Annotated in this window: 16 protein-coding genes and 2 pseudogenes; 15 read left to right on the top strand and 3 right to left on the bottom strand. The window is 37.1% G+C overall.

Annotation, left to right across the window (positions count from 1 at the left end):
• Positions 1 to 39: 39 nt before the first annotated feature.
• Both NST60_RS08510 and NST60_RS08505 read right to left on the bottom strand, forming a co-directional pair.
• Positions 40 to 924: an SDR family oxidoreductase gene (locus NST60_RS08510; RefSeq protein ID WP_016205041.1), complete on the bottom strand. Its 885-nt coding sequence runs from the start codon at positions 922 to 924 to the stop codon at positions 40 to 42.
• A 125-nt stretch (positions 925 to 1049) separates the two neighbouring features.
• A complete protein-coding gene (locus NST60_RS08505) occupies positions 1050 to 1406 on the bottom strand; it encodes a YgaP-like transmembrane domain (protein ID WP_016205042.1) in 357 nt (118 codons plus the stop codon).
• Positions 1407 to 1574: 168 nt separating this feature from the next.
• Here NST60_RS08505 and NST60_RS08500 point away from each other — a divergent pair, with 168 nt between their 5' ends.
• The 11 genes and pseudogenes from NST60_RS08500 (at position 1575) to NST60_RS08450 (ending at position 16411) form a co-directional block, all read left to right on the top strand.
• A complete protein-coding gene (locus NST60_RS08500) occupies positions 1575 to 3317 on the top strand; it encodes an adenine deaminase C-terminal domain-containing protein (protein ID WP_341098654.1) in 1743 nt (580 codons plus the stop codon).
• Between the two features lie 133 nt (positions 3318 to 3450).
• Positions 3451 to 4494: a DUF3048 domain-containing protein gene (locus NST60_RS08495; protein ID WP_169187780.1), complete on the top strand. Its 1044-nt coding sequence runs from the start codon at positions 3451 to 3453 to the stop codon at positions 4492 to 4494.
• 201 nt (positions 4495 to 4695) lie between these two features.
• The gene (locus NST60_RS08490) at positions 4696 to 5010 is read left to right on the top strand and encodes a YerC/YecD family TrpR-related protein (protein ID WP_016205045.1); all 315 of its coding nucleotides are present in this window, start codon (positions 4696 to 4698) and stop codon (positions 5008 to 5010) included.
• A gap of 1104 nt (positions 5011 to 6114) precedes the next feature.
• Positions 6115 to 6807 (top strand): heptaprenylglyceryl phosphate synthase, encoded by a 693-nt coding sequence (locus NST60_RS08485; protein WP_101729556.1) that lies wholly within the window; start codon positions 6115 to 6117, stop codon positions 6805 to 6807.
• A gap of 54 nt (positions 6808 to 6861) precedes the next feature.
• Positions 6862 to 7545: pseudogene (locus tag NST60_RS08480) on the top strand (UvrD-helicase domain-containing protein); the annotation flags it as partial.
• A 746-nt stretch (positions 7546 to 8291) separates the two neighbouring features.
• Positions 8292 to 10172 carry a group II intron reverse transcriptase/maturase gene (gene ltrA, locus NST60_RS08475; RefSeq protein WP_318010528.1) on the top strand — a complete coding sequence of 627 codons (1881 nt, stop codon included), beginning with the start codon at positions 8292 to 8294 and terminating at the stop codon, positions 10170 to 10172.
• A gap of 96 nt (positions 10173 to 10268) precedes the next feature.
• Positions 10269 to 11816, top strand: a pseudogene (locus NST60_RS08470) (3'-5' exonuclease); the annotation flags it as partial.
• A gap of 20 nt (positions 11817 to 11836) precedes the next feature.
• Positions 11837 to 13861, top strand: coding sequence for an NAD-dependent DNA ligase LigA (ligA, locus tag NST60_RS08465; protein ID WP_101729555.1), 2025 nt, complete (start codon positions 11837 to 11839; stop codon positions 13859 to 13861).
• Positions 13858 to 14973: a CamS family sex pheromone protein gene (locus NST60_RS08460; RefSeq protein ID WP_016205049.1), complete on the top strand. Its 1116-nt coding sequence runs from the start codon at positions 13858 to 13860 to the stop codon at positions 14971 to 14973. Before ligA ends, NST60_RS08460 begins: the two co-directional genes overlap by 4 nt.
• A gap of 165 nt (positions 14974 to 15138) precedes the next feature.
• On the top strand, positions 15139 to 15597 hold the full coding sequence (locus tag NST60_RS08455; protein WP_016205050.1) for a YueI family protein: 459 nt from the start codon (positions 15139 to 15141) through the stop codon (positions 15595 to 15597).
• A 385-nt stretch (positions 15598 to 15982) separates the two neighbouring features.
• On the top strand, positions 15983 to 16411 hold the full coding sequence (locus NST60_RS08450) for an organic hydroperoxide resistance protein (RefSeq protein ID WP_016205051.1): 429 nt from the start codon (positions 15983 to 15985) through the stop codon (positions 16409 to 16411).
• 83 nt (positions 16412 to 16494) lie between these two features.
• On the opposite strand, the gene NST60_RS08445 is transcribed toward NST60_RS08450, so the two are convergent.
• The gene (locus NST60_RS08445; RefSeq protein WP_016205052.1) at positions 16495 to 16926 is read right to left on the bottom strand and encodes a MarR family winged helix-turn-helix transcriptional regulator; all 432 of its coding nucleotides are present in this window, start codon (positions 16924 to 16926) and stop codon (positions 16495 to 16497) included.
• Between the two features lie 212 nt (positions 16927 to 17138).
• On the opposite strand from NST60_RS08445, the gene NST60_RS08440 reads away from it, so the two are divergent.
• The 4 genes from NST60_RS08440 (at position 17139) to gatB (ending at position 21468) form a co-directional block, all read left to right on the top strand.
• Positions 17139 to 17966, top strand: a complete 828-nt coding sequence (locus NST60_RS08440; RefSeq protein ID WP_016205053.1) for a VanW family protein — start codon at positions 17139 to 17141, stop codon at positions 17964 to 17966.
• Positions 17967 to 18265: 299 nt separating this feature from the next.
• The gene (gene gatC, locus NST60_RS08435) at positions 18266 to 18556 is read left to right on the top strand and encodes an Asp-tRNA(Asn)/Glu-tRNA(Gln) amidotransferase subunit GatC (protein ID WP_016205054.1); all 291 of its coding nucleotides are present in this window, start codon (positions 18266 to 18268) and stop codon (positions 18554 to 18556) included.
• 14 nt (positions 18557 to 18570) lie between these two features.
• Positions 18571 to 20028: an Asp-tRNA(Asn)/Glu-tRNA(Gln) amidotransferase subunit GatA gene (gene gatA / locus NST60_RS08430; RefSeq protein ID WP_016205055.1), complete on the top strand. Its 1458-nt coding sequence runs from the start codon at positions 18571 to 18573 to the stop codon at positions 20026 to 20028.
• Positions 20029 to 20040: 12 nt separating this feature from the next.
• Positions 20041 to 21468, top strand: a complete 1428-nt coding sequence (gatB, locus tag NST60_RS08425; RefSeq protein WP_016205056.1) for an Asp-tRNA(Asn)/Glu-tRNA(Gln) amidotransferase subunit GatB — start codon at positions 20041 to 20043, stop codon at positions 21466 to 21468.
• Positions 21469 to 22214: the final 746 nt, after the last annotated feature.

Here is a 22214-nt window from a genome sequence, read left to right as displayed (position 1 = left end):
GAGGAACTCCCACTATCAGTAATCAACTGGAAGACAGGATTAAGCTAATTCAATTCCACCTGTTATACCATATATTTGGGCAGTCACATAGCTAGACTCATCGGATGCTAGAAATACATAAATGCTCGATAGTTCAACTGGCTGACCAGCACGTTTTAATGGCGCTTGTTGACCGAATGTTGGGATGGCTTCACTTGGCTGGCCACCAGTAATTTGTAAGGCCGTCCAAATTGGGCCTGGTGCTACAGAGTTTACGCGGATTCCTTTAGATGCTAATTGTTTGGCAAGTCCACGAGTAAAGCCATTGATAGCAAATTTGGATGGTGCATAATCTAATAGGTTCGGACTAGGGTTATAGCCTTGAACAGAGGTAGTTGTAATGATAGAAGAACCTTTTGGTAAGTATGGTAGCGCTGCTTTTACTACCCAGTATAAAGAGAATACATTTACTTCGAATGTTTTACGAAGCTGTTCTGTTGAAAGCTCCATAATATCATCGACCGCTTGTTGCTTTCCTGCAACTAAGGCTAATACGTCGAGTCCATCTAGCTCATTATAGGCTTTGTCCACTAATTCTTTACAAAAACTTTCATCACTTAAATCTCCAGGTATTAGAACAGCCTTTCGACCTTCTGCTTCAACTAATTTTTGTACCTCATCAGCATCCTCTTGTTCTTCAGGCAGATAGTTAATCGCTACATCAGCACCTTCGCGGGCATAGGCAATGGCAGCTGCACGGCCAATTCCGGAATCACCACCGGTTACTAGTATTTTCCGGTTCTTTAATTTTCCAGATCCTTTGTAGCTTGTTTCTCCACAGTCAGGTTGTGGATTCATTTTAGCTTGTACACCGGGAGGCTCTTGATATTGTTTTGGAAATTCCTCTGTATAGTATAAATCTAATGGATTTTTCGGATTTGTCATTGTTAACAGCTCCTTCTTTCATTTGTGTTATTGAATTTACCACGTTAAGCCATTCCTAAACCTATTGATTACATGCAAAAAAGGGCTACCCGAATATAGGTATTGGATCGCCCTTTACTAATTACTTATTTTTTCATATCATCTGGGGAAAAGATTTTCTCTGGACTAAATTGTTCCATTATATTTTCCACTTCCATAGTGGAGGAAGAATCTTTTTTCTCATTATGATGGGATTCCGTATGGGAACTGTTTTTATGTTGAACTTTAGGCATGATGGTGTCCTTTTTTTCATAAAGAGCAACTACCGGGCAATAGCGGACAATTCCTTCAGCGATTTTCATTCCAGCAAGCAATGCTATCAGAAAATAGGATTGTCTATATGGCTTCCTCGACATCTTGGCAGTACTCCATGCGAGAAATGCAAAGCCACAAGCAATGCGAATCAGCGCGTTAATTAAACTTATATTTTGTTTTGGATTCATAAGTTTCGGTCCTCCTACATAAATTTAACAAAACGGTAATATGTTTTCCTATTTTATATGGTAAAATAATGTTAATCTTCGGGAATTACCTGCAAATTCCCAGTCATTTAAAGAAAACTCGCTACATTTTTATATACATGAGACAGATATGAAAAGGGAGGAAGCGTAGTGTTAGCTCAGCGATATCGATGGAAAAACAAAGTTTTGCGTGACCATGTATCCATTTTGAATGGTGAAAAATCCCCCACAGTGGTTCTAATAAATGCCACTTATTTAAATCAGATTTTACGCAAGTGGCTTATAGCGAATATATGGATTTATCAAGATAGAATCATTTATGTGGGCAATGATATGCCAAAACGAATGGATCAAGCAGAAGTTGTTGATTGCACAGATTTCTTTTTAGTTCCAGGATACATGGAACCACATGCGCATCCTTTTCAAATTTATAATCCCCTAACCTTAGCTCAATATACATCACAATTTGGAACAACTACACATGTGAATGACAACCTAGTTTTGGCTATGCAGTTAGAAAAAAAGAAAGCGTTTACTTTTTTAGAGTTTATGAAAGAGATACCTTCCACCATTTTATGGTGGAGTAGATATGATGCTCAAACAGAACTAAATGAGGAAGAACAAGTCTTTTCCCATGGGAATGTGAAAAGCTGGCTGGAGCATGATGCGGTTATTCAAGGTGGAGAATTAACGGGATGGCCAAAGCTTTTAGATGGTGATGATATGATGCTTCATTGGATGCAGGAGACAAAACGATTAAGAAAACGAATCGAAGGACATTTTCCAGGTGCATCTGAGAAAACCTTAGCAAAATTAATGCTACTAGGAGTAGATAGTGATCATGAAGCGATGACAGGAAAAGAAGTGCTAAATCGTTTACTTCAAGGATATAAAGTAAGCCTTCGTTACTCTTCTATTCGGCCAGATTTACCAAAATTATTAACCGAAATTAAAGAATTAGGAATTGATCAGTATGATTATTTTATGTTAACAACAGACGGATCACCATCTTCTTTTTATGAAAATGGGCATATTGATCAATTAATTCAAATAGCAATGAATCATGTTCCAGTAATAGACGCCTATAATATGGCAACCATTAATATTGCAAAATATCATGGGATTGAACATATGCATGGAAATATTGCAACAGGTAGGGTGGCAAATATCAATTTCCTTCAGGATATAAATAATCCAACGCCTGTCTCAGTATTAGCAAAAGGAATTTGGGTGAAAAAAGATGGAAAGGCAATAAAAGAAGCATATCCAACCGTTGATTGGCAGCAATTTGACTTAAGTCCGTTAGATATAAAGTGGAGTGTTAATAGCCTTGATATGCAATTTTCGATGCCATTTGGAATTAGCTTGGAGAATGCGGTCATTACAAAACCATATTCCATCTCTATAAATGTCTCTGATGTTATTCTGACAGAGGAACATGATGAATGTTATTTTATGCTGCTCGATCGAGAAGGAGAATGGCGAATAAACACTTTATTAAAAGGATTTACAAATAAAATTGGAGGAATGGCTAGTTCTTATACTGGGGATGGAGATATTGTTTTGTTAGGAAAAAGTCAGGCAGATATGATAACTGCATTTGAACGATTAAAAGAGATAGGTGGAGGAATTGTACTAGTGAAAAATGGCAAGGTAGATATTGAAATTCCATTGCCATTACGAGGTATGATGGCTTCTATGCCAATGGCAGAACTTATTGAAAAAGAAAAGGAATTGTTGGAATACATTAAAGACAAGGGCTATCAATATGAGGATCCAATTTATACGATTGTATTTTTTACCTCTACCCATTTACCATATATTCGAATAACACAAAAAGGATTATATGATGTAATGAATAAAAATGTACTCTTTCCAGCGATAATGCGTTAAAATATAAAAGAGTCCCATTGTTTAATTAGAATATTCTGATATATTTAATAAGTAAAGATCTGCTCCCTAAAAGGGAGTAGGTTTTAAAGTCACAAAGCATTCCGTTGTGTCGATTGAAAAATAGGAGGGGACTATGAAGAAAAGTTTGTTTGTTTTTCTATTTCTGCTTCTTACCTTAACTGCTTGTAATGATGAACCAAAGGATGTAAGCAATCATAATGGTAATCAAACTGGAAATGGCGTCAAAGATGATCAAGGGCTAGAAGATCTTGCTACTTTGTATCCACTTACTGGGTTGCCTAGCAACACCGAAAGTACAGACCGTGCAGTTACTGTTATGATTAATAATCATCCTGATGCGAGACCCCAAACAGGACTTACAGATGCAGATATTGTGTATGAATTATTAGCAGAAGGGGAAGTCACTCGTTTTCTAGCGGTTTATCAAAGTTATAAGCCTAAGGTAGTTGGTCCAGTCCGTAGTTCCCGAGATTATTATATCGAGCTAGCAAAGGGGTATAATAGCTTGTATATTGCCCATGGATATAGTCCGGAAGCGAAAAAGCTACTTACTAACGGTTATATTGATAATTTAAATGGGATGGAGTATGATGGAACCCTCTTTAAAAGGTCTTCTGCCCGAGTTGCTCCTCATAATTCTTACATAAGCTTTGCCAATATTGAGAAGGGCGCAAAGGCAAATAATTATTCGCTCACAGGGGCACCAGAACCTTTACTATTTCTAAAAGCAACAGAGTTAGAGGCGATGGAGGGAGAAGAGGCAAAATCGGTTAGTATTAATTATGGTAAAAACCCAAGTTTTAATTCGCAGTTTATCTATGACGAAGATGCACAGAAATATATTCGTTTTTCAAATGGAGAACAAACGGTAGATAATGAAACAAATGCATCTGTTGCAGTTGATAATGTTTTTATTGTAGAGACTAGCCATAAGGTAGTTGACAATAAAGGAAGAAAAGAAATTGATTTAACATCTGGCGGCCAGGCTTATTTATTGCAGCATGGCAAATGGCAAGAGGTTAATTGGAAAAATATAGACGGACGCATTCTCCCATTTAAAGGAGACAAACAGGTTGGATTTGTACCTGGGAAGACTTGGATTAATATTATTCCTTCTACTCCTGGACTAAAGGATGCTGTTATATGGAAAGAATGATTGACTATTTAAAAAGTCAGTTTTCTAAAAGATTATTGTTGGTTAACAATAGAAAAAATTTAGATTAATACGGAGTAGACAGAATACATGTAGACTTCCATGGAAAGCGAAGTGTATTCTGTCTGCGGGTTTATAAAAACTGTTTTTAAAACAATAAAGCTTATTCATTAAAAGAGTCAAAAGAAAAAATGGAGGTTTCCTATGCAAATTGATAAATTAAGAGGAAGAGAATTGGATCAGTTATTTAAATCTATTCTTTCCCTCGAAACATTGGAAGAATGCTATCAGTTTTTTGATGATTTATGTACGGTGAACGAAATTCAATCATTATCACAACGGTTAGAAGTTGCAAGGATGCTTCGAGAAGGCAATACGTATCACACGATTGAAAAAGAAACGGGTGCAAGTACTGCAACTATTTCTCGTGTAAAACGTTGCTTAAATTATGGAAACGATGCATACGAATTAGCACTATCACGTATTAAGGAAGAAGAACCGACAAAAGCAGAAGAATAAGAATTAAGGATTGTCCTAAATAAGAGATTTAATCACAAGATAATATGTACGTAGCTAACGACGAGCCTCGCTACCTCCTATTACTTGAAGATTTCTCTTTTTGGACAGTCCTTTTTTTGTCCCACTCTTAACGGCCAGTAAGCCTCCTGCCTCAAGCTTATGAAAATACGAGGAAGATAAGAGGGAGAGCAACTGTCCGTAAAGGTCCGATTGGTTCAACTAACTATCAGTGGGGGAGGAAGGAACCCCACTGATAGAAGTTTCACTTTATCCCACTCTTAACGGCCAGTAAGCCTCCTGCCTCAAGCTTATGAAAATACGAGGAAGATAGGAGAGAGAGCAACTGTCCGTAAAGGTCCGATTGGTTCAACTAACTATCAGTGGGGGAGAAAGGAACCCCACTGATAGAAGTTTCACTTTATCCCACTCTTAACGGCCAGTAAGCCTCCTGTCTCAAGCTTATGAAAATACGAGGAAGATAGGAGGGAGAGCAACTGTCCGTAAAGGTCCGATTGGTTCAACTAACTATCAGTGGGGAGGAAGGAACCCCACTGATAGAAGTTTCACTTTATCCCACTCTTAACGGCCAGTAAGCCTCCCGCCTCAAGCTTATGAGAATACGAGGAAGATAGGAGGGAGAGCAACTGTCCGTAAAGGTCCGATTGGTTCAACTAACCATCAGTGGGAGAAGAAGGAAAACCCCCACTGATGAAAGTTTCACTTTATTGGGAAATTAACCTTTTCTAGAAGAAATCTAAATATATTTACTTTGTTAAAAATGAAACAATCGAGAATTCCTTTTCGTCCAATAGTAAAAAGAGAGGTTCCCTCCTATTCTTTTTAAGAGTTGAAAAAGAATAGGTTTTGGAAGTTAATTTGGTGTTTAACTCCGATCCCCAGGTGCTGATGGGCTTTCTGACCATTCACCGTGTTTCCTTTATTTCAGACGATACCATTCCCGTTTGTATGGCGGTAAGCAAGGTGTTTGCCCTTTTCTAATGTTTATGAAATATTTACAAGCAATTAAACAGAAGGATTTCTTTTTTGATGGAATATCTAATGCTATAATGAAATGATGTAATGGTTAGAATGGAGGAAGTTTGCATGTATGATGTGCGCGAATGGCGTCATGTATTTAAATTAGACCCAAATAAGGATATCTCTGATGAGGCACTTGATAGTTTATGTGAATCTGGTACAGATGCAATCATCATTGGTGGAACGGATGGTATTACGTTAGATAATGTACTAAACCTAATGGCTCGTGTCCGTCGTTACACGGTTCCTTGTATATTAGAAGTGTCAACAATAGATTCGGTTTCACCCGGATTTGATTTATATTTTATTCCTACAGTTTTAAATAGTACTGATACAAAATGGATTACTGGTCTTCATCATGAAGCAGTAAAAGAATATGGAGAACTAATGGATTGGGATGAATTCTTAATCCAAGGTTATTGTGTGTTAAATAAAGACTGTAAAGCAGCGAAGTTAACGAGTGCGAAAATGGATTTATCCGAAGAGGACGTTGCTGCATATGCATTGATGGCAGAGAAAATGTTTCATTTGCCTATTTTTTATCTGGAATACAGTGGAGCCTATGGTGACCCTTCGTTTGTAAAGGCAGCTAAAAGTCAGTTGAACGAAACGGTACTGTTTTATGGTGGAGGAATTGAAACGCTAGAACAAGCAGAGGAAATGGGAAACTATGCAGATGTCGTGGTAGTCGGAAATATTATTTACAAAGATTTATCTGCTGCATTGCGTACTGTTGAAATAAAAAAGAGCAATCGTTGAATATACAATAAATCTAAGTTAAAATAGAATATATGTTCTTATGGTGGTGAAAAGATGCAATTTTTAACAGATAAAATATTAAATGGATTAAACCCTGAACAGAAGGAAGCTGTTAAAGCAACAGATGGCCCTTTGTTAATTATGGCTGGAGCGGGAAGTGGAAAAACTCGAGTTTTAACACAGAGAATTGCTTATCTTATGGTGGAAAAGGGAGTGAATCCATACAATATCTTGGCAATTACGTTTACAAATAAAGCAGCAAAGGAAATGCGTCAGAGGATTGCAGCTGTTTTAGGTGGCGCAAGTGAAGATATATGGATATCAACCTTTCACTCTATGTGTGTACGCATTTTAAGAAAAGATATTGATCGAATTGGCTATAACCGGAATTTTACGATATTGGATACAACAGATCAGCAGTCTGTTATTAAAGGTATATTGAAAGACCGAAATATTGATCCGAAGAAATATGATCCCCGTGCTATTCTAGCAAGTATTAGTTCTTCAAAGAATGAACTCGTTACTCCAGAAGAATTTGCGAAGACTGCAGGCGATTACTTCTCACAAATTGTTAGTGATGTATATACAGAGTATCAAAGACGTTTACGCAAAAACCAAGCGTTAGATTTCGATGATTTAATTATGCAGACAATCCATCTTTTTCAAAGAGTACCAGAAGTGTTGGAATACTATCAGCGTAAATTTCAATATATTCATGTGGATGAGTATCAGGATAGTGCGACACGTTGCTAATTGAAAAGATTAGCCACTAGCTTAAAGCTAGGAGAACTAAGAATCTGAAGAGTCGAATGATGGGGTAACGCCCTGAAAGGCTCGCCTAATCCTCCGAATAGCGTTCAGGTGGTGCAAAACACTTGAAGGTTATAAGCTCGGTGAAGTCGGTTGAAGGTCATCCTAACGAGAAAGACGAGGAAAGCTCTCTGGAGGCAGAGGGTATGGCTGATAGACCGGGGTTCTACAAGATAGTCTATGGTGAGAAATTAGATGTCACAGCCATCTATTGACGAAATTCCGAATGTACGGCTCTAGAGGTATAGCTATTCGAAATGGATAGTCCCGCATGTCGGGGTTAGTGAGGTAGAGTAAAATTTGTCTTTATGAAATACCTTATGGTGTTACAGGCACCATCCAGCTAACAGGGCTAGAGGAATCACCTACGGATTGTGAATGAATAGATAGGATTCTTGGAACGTGGTAAGCCGATAACGTGGAGAGTTTGCACTCTATGAAGCGGTAGCAGGGAAAGCATATATGTCGAAAGTGTATATGTATAACCTCTTTTATGTCGGTGAAGGTAATGGCACAGTACCAAAGAAACTGTGATAACAAACAGTGGAGGGATAGCCATTAGTCAACTGTTAGAAGACGACATTATTATCACAGAAATTTCAGGTTCGAGTATGACTAAGAGAAATGAAAGCTGAAATTACAAACCCAATTTGGGAATGTAAAGAGGTGAGTAATTGACTGAAACCCATGCAAAGCCGAAGGAGTTAAAAAGTCAAAAGCTGAGAAACAATGAGTATTACAACACGCAAGACATGTTTGACCAGTTATATCAGCTAAGTTCGGAAGGAAAAACTTTTAATAAGTTATATGAATTAGTTGTAAACCCTGCAAATGTTAAACTTGCTTTTCGTAACATCAAGAAAAACAAGGGAAGTAAGACAGCAGGAGTGAATCAAAACACTATATTCGAAATCGGACTTAGAAGCCCTGATATGCTTGTACAATATGTTAAAAATCGCCTAGATGATTATAAACCTCATAAAGTGAAACGTAAGGAAATCCAAAAGCCAAATGGCGGCATTCGTCCTTTAGGAATTCCTACTATTGAAGATAGACTTATTCAACAATGCTTATTACAAGTTCTTGAACCTATATGCGAGGCTCGCTTTCATAAACATAGCTATGGATTCAGACCTCATCGGAGTCAAATCCACGCATATTCAAGGGCTGTAACATTAGCAAACAAAAACAAACTACATTATGTAGTAGATGTTGATATTAAAGGTTTCTTCGATAACGTTGATCATGGGAAGTTGCTTAAACAACTATGGACAATTGGAATTAGGGATAAACGTATTCTTTCGATTATAAGTAAGATGCTCAAAGCTGAGGTTAAAGGAATTGGGAAACCTACTAAGGGAACTCCACAGGGAGGAATTCTTTCTCCATTACTTTCAAATGTAGTATTGAATGAATTCGACTGGTGGATAAGTAATCAGTGGGAAACATTTAAGACGAGAAAGGATTACACAAAGATACGTGTAATTGGTGGAAAACAGCGGTTTGACCAAACGGTGAAATACGCCACCCTTAAAAGGTATACCAAGTTAAAGGAAATGTTTATTGTAAGATATGCAGATGACTTTAAAATCTTTTGTCGAGACCACAAAACCGCATTTATTATATTTGAATCTTCTAAGCAGTGGTTAAAGGAAAGATTAGGCCTTGAAATCAGCAATGAGAAATCGAGAGTAGTCAATTTACGTAAGAACTATTCGGAGTTTCTAGGGTTTAAGTTCAAAGTAGTTCCAAAAGGCAAAAAGCGTGTTGTTAAATCGCATATGACAGATAAATCACGACGCAAGGTAATTGAGAAAATAAAAACAAAAGCTGAATTTATTCGAAGAAAACCGAATAAGGCTGAAGTAACTAAATTTAACTCAACTATCTTGGGAATTCACAATTATTATCGGTATGCGACACATACGACAAAGGATTTCAGTGAAATTTCTTACTCAGTCAAACGAATCCTGTATAACAAGCTTAAAAAAGCAAAGAGTTCAAAGGGAGTTATCACACCATTCTTTCAAAAAGCATATAAAGATTATCTTAATAAAAAGAAATTCTTTGCGTGTGGCATGATTTTATTCCCGATAGATGGGGTGAAACACAAAAGCCCTTTGAACTTTACTCAGGAGAAAAACTCTTATACCGAAAGTGGACGAATCTTGGTTCACAATAGCCAAGAGGCTGTACCACCGATCATGGTACATTATTTGATGGAAAACCCAATAAAATCGGAGAGTATGGAATACAATGACAATCGACTCTCAAAATATATTGCTCAATTAGGTAAATGTGCAATAACACGTAAAGATTTAATCATTGGGGAAATGGAACTCCATCATAAAAAGCCTAGAAATAAAGGTGGAACGGACGCTTATCAAAACCTTATATTTATATGTAAGGAAGTCCATAAGTTAATCCATGCGGTAAAGGAAAGCGCCATTAATAAGTACCTTAATGTACTGAATCTTAATGAAGAACAACTGAGTAAAGTTAACGCTCTTCGTAAAAAAGTGGGCAACTGTGTAATTGATAATGTAACGAGCTAGTAGTTGATGGGGCGCCGTATGAGGTGAAAGTCTCACGTACGGTGCTAAGCGGGGGAAAAGATGGAGATTACTTCAAAGTCTTACCTATCGCAACCGAATAGATCGCAATATATGCTTGTAAAGCTTCTAGCAAGCAGATTCCGCAATCTATGTGTAGTGGGTGATTCCGATCAGTCCATTTATGCATGGCGTGGTGCTGATATTTCAAACATCCTTTCTTTTGAAAAGGATTATCCGAATGCAAAAGTAGTTATGTTGGAACAAAACTACCGTTCCACAAAACGCATTCTTCAGGCTGCAAATCAGGTAATTGCTAATAATTCTGGTCGTAAAGATAAAAACTTATGGACAGAAAATGAAGATGGCAACAAGATTTACTATTACCGAGCGGATAGTGAGCAAGGGGAAGCACAATTTGTTATCGGGAAAATTCAAGAATTAAGAAGAGAAAGTTCCCTTAATTTATCAGATATAGCTATACTTTATCGTACGAACGCACAATCCCGTGTAATGGAGGAAATGCTTCTTAAGTCAAATATTGAATATTCGATTGTTGGAGGTATAAAGTTCTACGATAGAAAGGAAATTAAGGATACGCTTGCTTATCTACGTTTAATTGCTAATCCTGATGATGATATTAGTTTCCAAAGGGTAATCAATGTTCCTAAACGTGGAATTGGATCTAGCTCGGTTGATAAGATTGCGAATTTCGCAGCAATGCATGATATGTCCATGTATCAAGCATTAGAAGCTGTTGAATTAATTGGCTTAAGTCCCAAGATTACAAAGGCTGCGAGTGAATTCCGTGATTTGATTCAAAATTACACGAGAATGCAGGAATATTTATCTGTGACAGAGCTAGTTGAAGAAGTTATCGATAAATCTGGATATGTAGACATGTTAAAAGCAGAAAAATCGATTGAAGCGCAAAGCAGATTAGAAAATATTGAAGAATTTATGTCAGTATCGAAGAACTTTGAAGAAGCAAACGATGATAAATCATTAATTGCTTTCTTAACAGATCTAGCATTGGTTGCTGATATTGATAAATTAGATGAAGATGGAAAACAAGCAGATTCTGTTGTTTTAATGACGCTGCACTCAGCAAAAGGTTTAGAATTCCCAATAGTTTTCTTAATCGGCTTGGAAGAAGGCGTATTCCCTCATTCCCGTTCTTTAATGGAAGAAACGGAAATGGAAGAGGAACGCCGCCTTGCATATGTAGGGATTACACGGGCAGAGAAGCAATTATATTTGACAAATGCGCAGATGAGAACGTTATTTGGACGTACTAATATGAATCCACCATCTCGCTTTGTTAAAGAAATTCCGGAAGATTTACTAGAAGGTCTAAGTCCAGTTAACAATCGACAAAGAATGGCTCCATCACAAAGTGGAACTCGAAACTCCTATGTGCAACAACAGCCAACAAGAAAGGCTGTTATTCGTCCTGCTACTGTTGCTACAGGTGGAGAAGGGATTGGATGGAATATAGGAGACAAAGCTGTTCATGGAAAATGGGGTACTGGTACGGTTGTTAGTGTAAAAGGAGAAGGCGATTCAAAAGAGCTAGACATTGCTTTTCCTAGTCCAGTAGGCATTAAAAGACTATTGGCCAAATTTGCACCGATTCAAAAAGGATAAGGAAGAAAGGAAAAGGGTATATGGAACAAAACCTTGCAGAAAAGCGAGTAAAAGAGCTGCATAATTTATTAAATCAATATGGGTATGAATATTATGTTCTGGATAATCCTTCTGTTCCTGATGCAGAATACGACGCATTATTAAATGAATTGATTCGTTTGGAAGAACAATTTCCAAGCTTAAAAACCAATGAATCACCATCCCAGCGAATTGGTGGAGAAATATTGGATATGTTCTCGAAGGTTCAACATCGAAAACCAATGTTGAGCCTAGGGAACGCATTTAATGAGGCGGATTTACGCGATTTTGATCGGAAGGTCCGCGCGGTTATCGGCGATAATTTTTCGTACGTTTGTGAATTAAAAATAGATGGACTTGCTGTTTCTCTTCGATATGAAAATGGTTTATTTGAGCAAGGCGCAACAAGAGGGGATGGAACGACTGGTGAAGATATTACAGCCAACCTAAAAACGATTCGTTCCATTCCTCTTCGCTTAAATCAACCGGTGAGTTTAGAAGTTCGTGGAGAGGCATTTATGCCGAAAAAATCATTCGAGGCTCTTAATAAAATAAAAGACGAAACTGGGGAAGAACCATTTGCAAATCCTCGAAACGCTGCAGCAGGTTCTTTACGCCAATTAGATCCACGAATCGCTGCATCACGTAATCTGGATGTTTTTCTTTATGCAATCGGAGATGTGGGTGAGACTGGTGTCCAATCACATAGCGAAGGTCTTGATTTATTAGATACACTTGGTTTTAAGACGAACAAAGAAAGAAAAAAATGTACAACGATTGATGATGTTATACAGTACATCGACAGCTGGCAGGACAAACGTCCACACTTGCCATATGAAATAGATGGTATTGTTATAAAAGTAGACAATTTAGCTCATCAAGAGCAGCTTGGAACAACAGTGAAAAGTCCGAGATGGGCAATAGCTTATAAATTCCCAGCAGAAGAAGTAATGACAAAGCTTCTTAATATTGAACTAAATGTCGGTAGAACCGGTGTTGTAACACCAACAGCATTACTAGAACCAGTAAAAGTTGCTGGGACAACAGTGAAAAGGGCTTCTTTACACAACGAGGACCTCATACGTGAGAAAGATATTAGACTTGGTGACACGGTAATTGTCAAAAAAGCCGGCGATATTATTCCAGAAGTAGTGAATGTTCTAGTGGAAAAAAGAACTGGAGAAGAAGTAGAGTTTCTAATGCCTACTCATTGTCCGGAATGCGCTAGTGAACTTGTCCGTTTAGAAGGAGAAGTGGCATTACGCTGTATCAATCCAAAATGTCCAGCGCAAATCAGGGAAGGCTTAATTCATTTTGTCTCTAGAAATGCAATGAATATAGATGGACTTGGTGAACGAGTAATAAGCCAATTATTTTCTGAAAAATTAATTGAAGATGTTGCCGATTTATACACATTGGAATTTGAACGATTGATTCAATTAGAAAGAATGGGCGAAAAGTCTGTTAATAATTTATTACAGGCAATTGCGAATTCAAAACAAAATTCCCTTGAAAGGCTATTATTTGGCTTAGGGATTAGACATGTGGGAGCAAAAGCAGCAAAAACGATTGCGATGGAGTTCAAACATATGGATCAGCTTATGGTAGCAACCAAAGAGGATTTAACAGCCATTAATGAAATTGGGGAAAAAATGGCTGATTCCATCGTCACTTTTTTCGAACAGGAAGAAGTATTGGAATTAATTACGGAGTTAAAAGCTTATGGCGTTAATATGGAATATACAGGTCCATTACCAGTAGCGACAGAAGAGGCAGATTCCGTCTTTGCTGGCAAAACAATCGTTTTAACTGGAAAGTTAGAACAACTTTCTCGTAATGAAGCAAAAGAACAAATCGAATTACTTGGTGGGAAAATAACAGGAAGTGTAAGCAAGAAAACAGATTTGGTTATTGCAGGAGAAGATGCAGGCAGCAAACTAACAAAAGCAGAGCAACTTGGCATTGAAGTTTGGGATGAGGAAAGACTTATGGAAGAATTGAAAAATAAAGGTGTGTTTAATGAATGAAAAAACACGTGATGATGTTATTGGTACTAGTATTGATCCTATCAGCTTGTGCACCAAACTTTAATAAAGAAGAAAAAGTAAAGACAGAAGATGTAGATAGTAATACAACAGAAACGGCCATCCTGCCAAACTATAAAATCTCCGACGATTATTATAAGGTGGTTGTTCCATTTAAAGCCTCTGAAGCAAGGGGATTAGTTGTTAATAATTTAAATACACGCTATGATATTGCCGAATTTGAAACAGGCTTAATGCGAATAGCACAAAATGCCTATGACCCAGAAAAATACTTCTTCCAAGAAGGGCAGTATTTAGATCGTACTTTGATTTCAAATTGGCTGGGGAGAAAATCAAGTAAGAATGCTGAAGGCTTAAATCCAGCTGGCAAGGAAAACGGAAAAGAGCCTATTTATTTAGCCCATATACTGGAGCATGATTACTTAGTGAAAACCGATGATAATAGTTTGAAGCTTGGTGGAATATCAATTGGTTTAGCTATGAATTCTGTCTATTCCTATGAAGAAAAGGGAGCGGCAAAAGAACTTAAACTAGATCGAACAAAGCTTGAAAAAGAAGGAAAGAAAATTGCAGCAGAAGTAGTAAAAAGAATTAGAGAGGTGGAAGGACTTGAACAGGTTCCAATCATTATTTCTCTTTTTGAACAAAAAGAAAGCTCTTCTGTTGTACCTGGAAACTTCTTTGCTTACTCAAAAGTTGCAGGAAACAGCAAAAGTATAGGTGACTGGGAAAGCATTAATGAAAAATATGTATTATTCCCAAGCTCAGATACAAAATATAAATCAGAAGTTGACTCGTTTTCTTATTTTAAACAAGATATAGAAAAGTATTTTCCAAACTTTAACGGTGTGGTAGGAAGAGCCTTCTATGTTAATGATAAAATGCAGAATTTAAGTATCGAGATCCCAATTCAGTTTTATGGAGAAGCAGAGGCGCTCGGCTTCACCCAATTTGTAGCGGGGAAGGTTATGGAACATTTTCCACCAAATAATAATTCCTCTGTACAGGTTAGTATTACTTCTGTATACGGTCCAGAATCATTAATTGTTCGTGATGTTGATGCAGACGAACCGTATATTCATATTTATCAGTAATGACAAGAGAGAGTGCTAGGCATTATGCTCCCCATTCAAAGAGGGAAAGTAATGCTTGTCCTCTTTTTTTGTATAATGACTAAAAATTTTCAAAAGATACAAGGTTTTTTATAAGCAGAGTAGAGTATAGTATGGAAGAGGAATCTATTTGAAGGAGTTGTGAGTATGTCGTCAAACCCTAACTTAGATGATTATATGCAAAAGGGCATGTACGGAGCAAAGGAAACGAAGCCAGAGGAACGTAGAAAATTTCTTGGTACCCTTAGAGAAAGAGTGGTGGTTGCATTAAACCAGTCACAAGTAATTGAACCATCACTCTATGAAGAGATAACAAATGCTATGAAAAAAAATAGTGGAGCAAAATTATATTTAAATGGCCATTTAGACTATTCATACTTATCCAAGTACATCAAGGAAGCGAATCAAGTACACATGGAATATACGATTGTCACTAATAAAGATGCAGATAGTGATATAGGTTTATTAATTGCGTACGATCATGCGATAAATACAGAAAATATTTATGTAGGCCAACAAAAAACAGATGATATAGAAGCAGAAACTTTCAAAGAGAATAACAAAAAGGGATTATTTACGACGATTGGAAAATGGTTTAGTAAATAAGGAAATGCTCAAAAGGAGAAATCTTTTTGGGCTTTTTTATTAGGGGATATCTAAAAATTAATTATTTGGAAAAACTGAGCAGTATGAATACACGTAGATTTCTGTAGCCTCAGGGAAAGCGAAGTGTATTCAGGCTGCGTGCAATAGCACCAAACTTTACGAAAATAGCCTTTAATGATGGAGGGAAGTTGTTGTAAGTAATTAATTAATCTATCTCGAGTTATTTGGAGCGTAAGTTAAGGGGCATATTTTTGGTGACATAGGCATGTTTATTTTTCTTTAAAAAGGTAATTTAAAAAAAGAGTACAAAATATTTGTTTTGTAAAATTAAATTGTGTACCATGTGTGTAGTGGTAAAAATAATATATTATTGGAGGAATGAATGATGAGCGATACAATACTTACGACATCTGTTACAGCAACTGGAGGAAGAGAAGGTAGAGTAGAATCTGAAGATTATGTTATTCAATTTGATACAGCTATGCCAGGCACGCAAAGAGCAAAGGAATTAGAGGATGCAACAAATCCTGAGCAATTATTTGCAGCAGGGTATGCAGCTTGTTTTGACGGAGCATTACAATTAATGGCACAAAAAGAAAAAGTGAAATTCGAATCAGAAACGACTGCAAGTGTTAGTTTACTTAAAGACGAAACAGATCAAGGATTCAAATTAAGTGTGAAATTATCTGTAAAAGGAACTGGGATTGAAAAGACCGTTCTAGAGGATCTTGTACACAAGGCGCATAATTTCTGTCCATACTCTAAAGCAACAAGAGGAAATATTGATGTCCAATTAGAAGTTGTTACAGCTTAATAAGATAAAAGAGAGCAGAAGGAGGTTGGATATTCCTTCTGCTCTCTTTTTTTGTTCATCTCAATTTATCCATCTGCATGGAATTAAGTCAGGTTTTGTAAAAGCTTTAGAAGAGCTTGCTTTAATTTGTTGACCTCTTCAGGCGTTTTGCCAAAAAGCTTGGTAATCTCTGTCGGAATACATTCTGCTTTTTGCTGTAAAGACGTACCTTTTTCTGTTAAGGTAATGAGCACAGAGCGTTCATCCTCAAGGGAACGTTTCCGCTGAATCAATTGCTGCTGTTCCATTCTCTTTAACATCGGTGTCAATGTGCCAGAATCAAGGTATAAGTAATTCCCCATCTCCTTTACACTAAGACTTCTATGTTCCCAAAGTAGTAAAAGTACTAAGTACTGGGGATACGTTACATCTAGTTCCTCTAATAAGGGTTTATACTTCTTCGTTAATTCTCGCGAGCTCGCATATAAAAGAAAACAAAGTTGATTTTCTAATTTTAAAGCGTCTAATTCATTCATCTTTCGTCACCTAGCTTTTTAGTCTTCTTCTAAATATAAACTATTGTATCGAATTTTGCTTTAATTTCCTATCGATTTGCCAAGAAGGGAAAGAAATAAAGCAATTTATCTTCTTCAAAATTTATTTTATCTAACAATAAGTATAGAAAGGAAGGAGTTTCTTCTAAGCTTGAAGAAATTATTAGAAAAAAGGAAATTAATGGAGAGTATGTATGGATATAACATCGTTAAGACCTAAAAAAAGGTCACCCCTTCGTATTTACTTCGGAAAAAAGTTTTATATAACCAAGAGATATGCCCAATGGATTATATCAAGGAAACAATATGCGAAGAAAAAACAGATGGCGTTTTTACCTCATTCCTATTTTACCCATAAAACCATGCTGCTAAGGGAATTAAAGGATGTTGATATGAAGCTGCAATATAATAAAATTATAAATTTAAAGATTGCGGTTTCGGCATTAAATCAGATTGTCCTAGAACCAGGAGAAACATTTTCGTATTGGAGAACGATTGGAAAGCCAACTTATAAAAAAGGCTATGTTGATGGGATGGTTCTTTATGCCGGAAGCTATCGAACCGGAGTAGGTGGCGGTTTATGCCAGCTTTCTAATCTTATCTATTGGATGACATTGCATACACCCTTAACTGTAGTAGAAAGACATCGCCACAGTTATGATGTTTTTCCAGATTCCAACCGAACACAGCCGTTTGGTAGTGGAGCAACATGTTCCTATAATTATTTGGACCTACAAATCAAGAACGAAACAGATGCCACTTTTCAGCTATGCCTGGAAGTGACGAATTCCCATTTAAAAGGAGAATGGAGAGGGGCATCGCCCAGTTTAATTCGTTATGAGGTTTTTGAAAAGGCGCATCAAATCATGCCAGCTTATTTCGGAGGCTATATTCGTCACAATCAAATTTATCGAAAAAAATTTAATAAAAGAGGTGTCTTATTGGAAGAAGAGTATATTACAGAAAATCATGCATTAATGATGTATGAACCACTTCTTTCATCAAGTGAAAAGATGCAGTAAAAAGGAAGAGGAAAGTACCTCTTCTTTTTTATGGAGTAATAGTAAGGTAAGAACACCCTGTTAGACAAGATGGTATAATAGAATAAACTGTGCTGATTAAAGGTAGAGCTTTTTTAATAGACTGGTTTTATTGGAAATTAATGAGATGAAATAAGTTGTCGATAGCGGTGGAAATTCATAATCTTTGAGGAAAACGCCTTCTAATAAGATATATTCCTTCTTTCGGTTGCTTTCCTAATGATTTGTTTGATATTATCAGATTATTGTGTTGTACGTATAATGATGGAGGTGACATATATATGTCAAGAATTACAAAGGAAGAAGTAAAGCATGTTGCCAATCTTGCTAGACTTGAAATAACAGAAGAGGAAGCAGAGCTTTTTCAAAAGCAATTAGATGCTATTATTTCTTTTGCAGAAGAACTAAAAGAATTAGATACAGAGGGAATCGAGCCAACTTCCCATGTTTTAGATATGAAAAATGTGCTACGTGAAGATGTACCAACAAAAGGCTTACCTGTTGAGGAAGTTTTACGCAATGCACCAGATCATCAAGATGGACAAATTAAAGTTCCATCTATTATTGAGTAAGGAGGGGAAATTACATGAGTCTTTTTGATCAAAAGATGGCGGATTTACAAGAACTATTACATAAAAAAGAGATATCAGTAACTGATTTAGTAAAAGAATCGTATAATCGCATAAAAGATGTAGATGAGAAAGTACAAGCATTTTTAACCTTAGATGAAGACAATGCTTTATCACAAGCAAGTGCATTAGATGACAAATTAGTAAACGGGGAACATTCAGGTAGCTTATTTGGAATGCCGATTGGTATTAAAGATAATATTGTGACAAAAAACTTGAGAACAACATGTTCTAGCAAAATCTTAGAAAATTTCCAGCCGATTTATAATGCTACTGTTATGGACAAGCTGCAAGCAGCAGGAGCTATAACAATTGGAAAGCTTAATATGGACGAGTTTGCTATGGGATCTTCTACAGAAAATTCTTATTATCAAAAAACGAAAAATCCATGGAATCTTGAAACAGTTCCTGGTGGATCATCAGGTGGATCTGCAGCATCCGTAGCTGCAGGAGAAGTATTTTTTTCTCTTGGTTCAGATACTGGTGGTTCCATTCGTCAACCAGCAGCATTCTGTGGGGTTGTCGGTTTAAAACCTACATATGGAAGAATTTCTCGTTTTGGTTTAGTTGCATTTGCTTCTTCACTGGATCAAATTGGACCAATTACACGTACGGTAGAAGATAATGCTTTCTTGCTTAATGCTATTTCCGGATTAGACCCAATGGATTCCACTTCGGCAAATGTAGCTGTGCCTGATTTTACAAAAGGTCTAACTGGAGATATCAAAGGCATGAAAATAGCGGTTCCGAAAGAGTATCTAGCAGAAGGAGTAAGCGAAGATGTTCGCCAATCTGTTCTTGATGCATTAAAAGTATTGGAAAAATTAGGAGCTACATGGGAAGAAGTATCTTTGCCACATAGTAAATATGCCCTTGCAACTTACTATTTATTGTCTTCTTCAGAAGCATCAGCAAACCTATCTCGATTTGATGGTGTTCGCTATGGTTATCGCACGGATAATGCCGAAACATTAATTGAACTATATAAACGTTCTCGCGCAGAAGGATTTGGAGATGAAGTAAAGCGTAGAATTATGCTTGGAACCTTTGCTTTAAGCTCTGGCTACTATGACGCATATTATAAAAAAGCACAAAAAGTACGTACTCTAATCAAAAAAGATTTTGAAGATGTATTTGAAAAGTATGATGTTATTGTGGGGCCAACTACCCCTACACCTGCTTTTAAGCTAGGGGAAAAGGTAGACGATCCATTAACAATGTATGCCAATGATATTCTAACGATTCCAGTAAACCTTGCTGGTGTTCCAGGGATTTCGGTTCCTTGTGGCTTCTCTAACGGTTTACCACTTGGTTTACAAATTATCGGAAAACATTTTGATGAAGCATCTGTGTATAAAGTAGCTTATGCATTTGAACAGGCGACAGATTATCATAACCAAAAACCAACGCTGTAAGGGGTGAAAAAAATGGAATTTGAAACAGTCATTGGGCTAGAGGTCCATGTAGAGTTAAAAACACAATCAAAAATATTCTCAGCAAGTCCCAATCACTTTGGTGCTGCGCCGAATACAAATACAACAGTAGTAGATTTAGGCTATCCTGGCGTACTACCTGTTTTAAATAAAAAGGCAGTAGAATATGGCATGAAAGCGTCTATGGCATTAAATTGCGAAATAGCGACAGAAACAAAATTTGACCGTAAGAACTATTTTTATCCAGATAATCCGAAGGCATACCAAATTTCCCAATTTGATAAGCCAATTGGTGAACATGGCTGGATTGAAATTGAAGTCGATGGCTATAAGAAAAAAATCGGCATTACCCGTGTTCATTTAGAAGAGGATGCAGGGAAACTGAATCATGAAAAAGGATATTCGTTAGTGGACTTCAACCGTCAAGGAACGCCGCTAATTGAAATCGTTTCTGAGCCAGATATCCGCACACCAAATGAAGCGTATGCGTACTTAGAAAAATTGAAATCCATTATCCAATATACAGGCGTATCTGACTGTAAAATGGAAGAAGGTTCTTTGCGTTGCGATGCCAATATTTCGATTCGTCCGGTAGGCCAAGAGGAATTCGGAACAAAAACGGAATTGAAAAACTTGAACTCCTTTAACTTCGTACGTAAAGGATTAGAATATGAAGAACAACGTCAAAGAGAGGTTGTCTCTTCAGGCGGAGTAATTAATCAAGAAACACGTCGCTTTGATGAAGCGACAAATACAACATTGCTAATGCGTGTAAAAGAAGGCTCAGATGACTATCGTTATTTCCCAGAACCGGATTTAACAGATTTGTATATCGATGAAGACTGGAAAGCAAGAATTCGCGCAGAAATTCCAGAATTACCAGATGCAAGACAAAAACGTTATATGGAAGAATGGGGCTTACCAGAGTACGATGCAAAAGTATTAACCGTTACGAAGGAAATGGCTGATTTCTTCGAAGAAACCGTTGCAAACGGAGCAGAACCAAAACTTGCTTCAAACTGGGTAATGGGAGATGTTTCTGCCTACTTAAATGCAGAGCAAAAAGAGCTAGCGGAAGTAAAGCTTACTCCAGAAAACCTTGCGGGCATGATTAAACTCATTGGAAATGGCACCATTTCTAGTAAAATTGCAAAGCAAGTGTTTAAAGAGTTGATTGAAAATGGCGGAGATGCTGAAGCAATTGTTAAAGAGAAAGGACTTGTCCAAATTTCCGATGAAGGTGCATTGCTGAAAATCATCGGCGAAGTATTGGATAACAATCCTCAATCCATTGAAGACTTTAAAAATGGAAAACAAAAAGCAATTGGTTTCCTTGTCGGTCAGTTGATGAAGGCAACAAAAGGACAAGCTAATCCGCAAATGGTCAATAAATTGTTAGTCGAAGAAATGAATAAAAGATAAGAAGGGGATTTATCTCCTTATAGCTGTCAGTAAATGTTGAAAAACGACTTTGTTGGCGGCTTTTTTTATGGATGAAGGAGGGGAATAAGTATATATATTCTAGTCGAACGTGGATATCAGCCAAAGTAGCGATAAATCAGCCAAAGTAGGAAGGAAATCAGCCAAAGTAGCGATAAATCAGCCAAAGTAGGAAGGATATCAGCCAAAGCAGCAATAAATCAGCCAAAGTAAGAAGGATATCAGCCAAAGCAGTGATAAATCAGCCAAAGTAGGAAGGATATCAGCCAAAGCAGCAATAAATCAGCCAAAGTAGGAAGGATATCAGCCAAAGCAGCGATAAATCAGCCAAAGTAAGAAGGATATCAGCCAAAGTAGCGATAAATCAGCCAAAGTAAGAAGGATATCAGCCAAAGCAGCAATAAATCAGCCAAAGTAAGAAGAATAATCAGCCAAAGTAGCGACAAATCAGCCAAAGTAGCGACAAATCAGCCAAAGTAGCGACAAATCAGCCAAAGTAAGAAGGATATCAGCCAAAGTAGCGATAAATCAGCCAAAGTAAGAAGGATATCAGCCAAAGCAGCAATAAATCAGCCAAAGTAAGAAGGATATCAGCCAAAGCAGCGATAAATCAGCCAAAGTAAGAAGGATATCAGCCAAAGCAGCGATAAATCAGCCAAAGTAAGAAGGATATCAGCCAAAGTAGCGATAAATCAGCCAAAGTAAGAAGGATATCAGCCAAAGCAGCG

This window comes from Niallia sp. FSL W8-1348 (assembly GCF_038006745.1).
GTDB classification, from domain to species: domain Bacteria; phylum Bacillota; class Bacilli; order Bacillales; family Cytobacillaceae; genus Niallia; species Niallia alba.
This window is presented reverse-complemented; position numbering and strand designations above follow the sequence as displayed.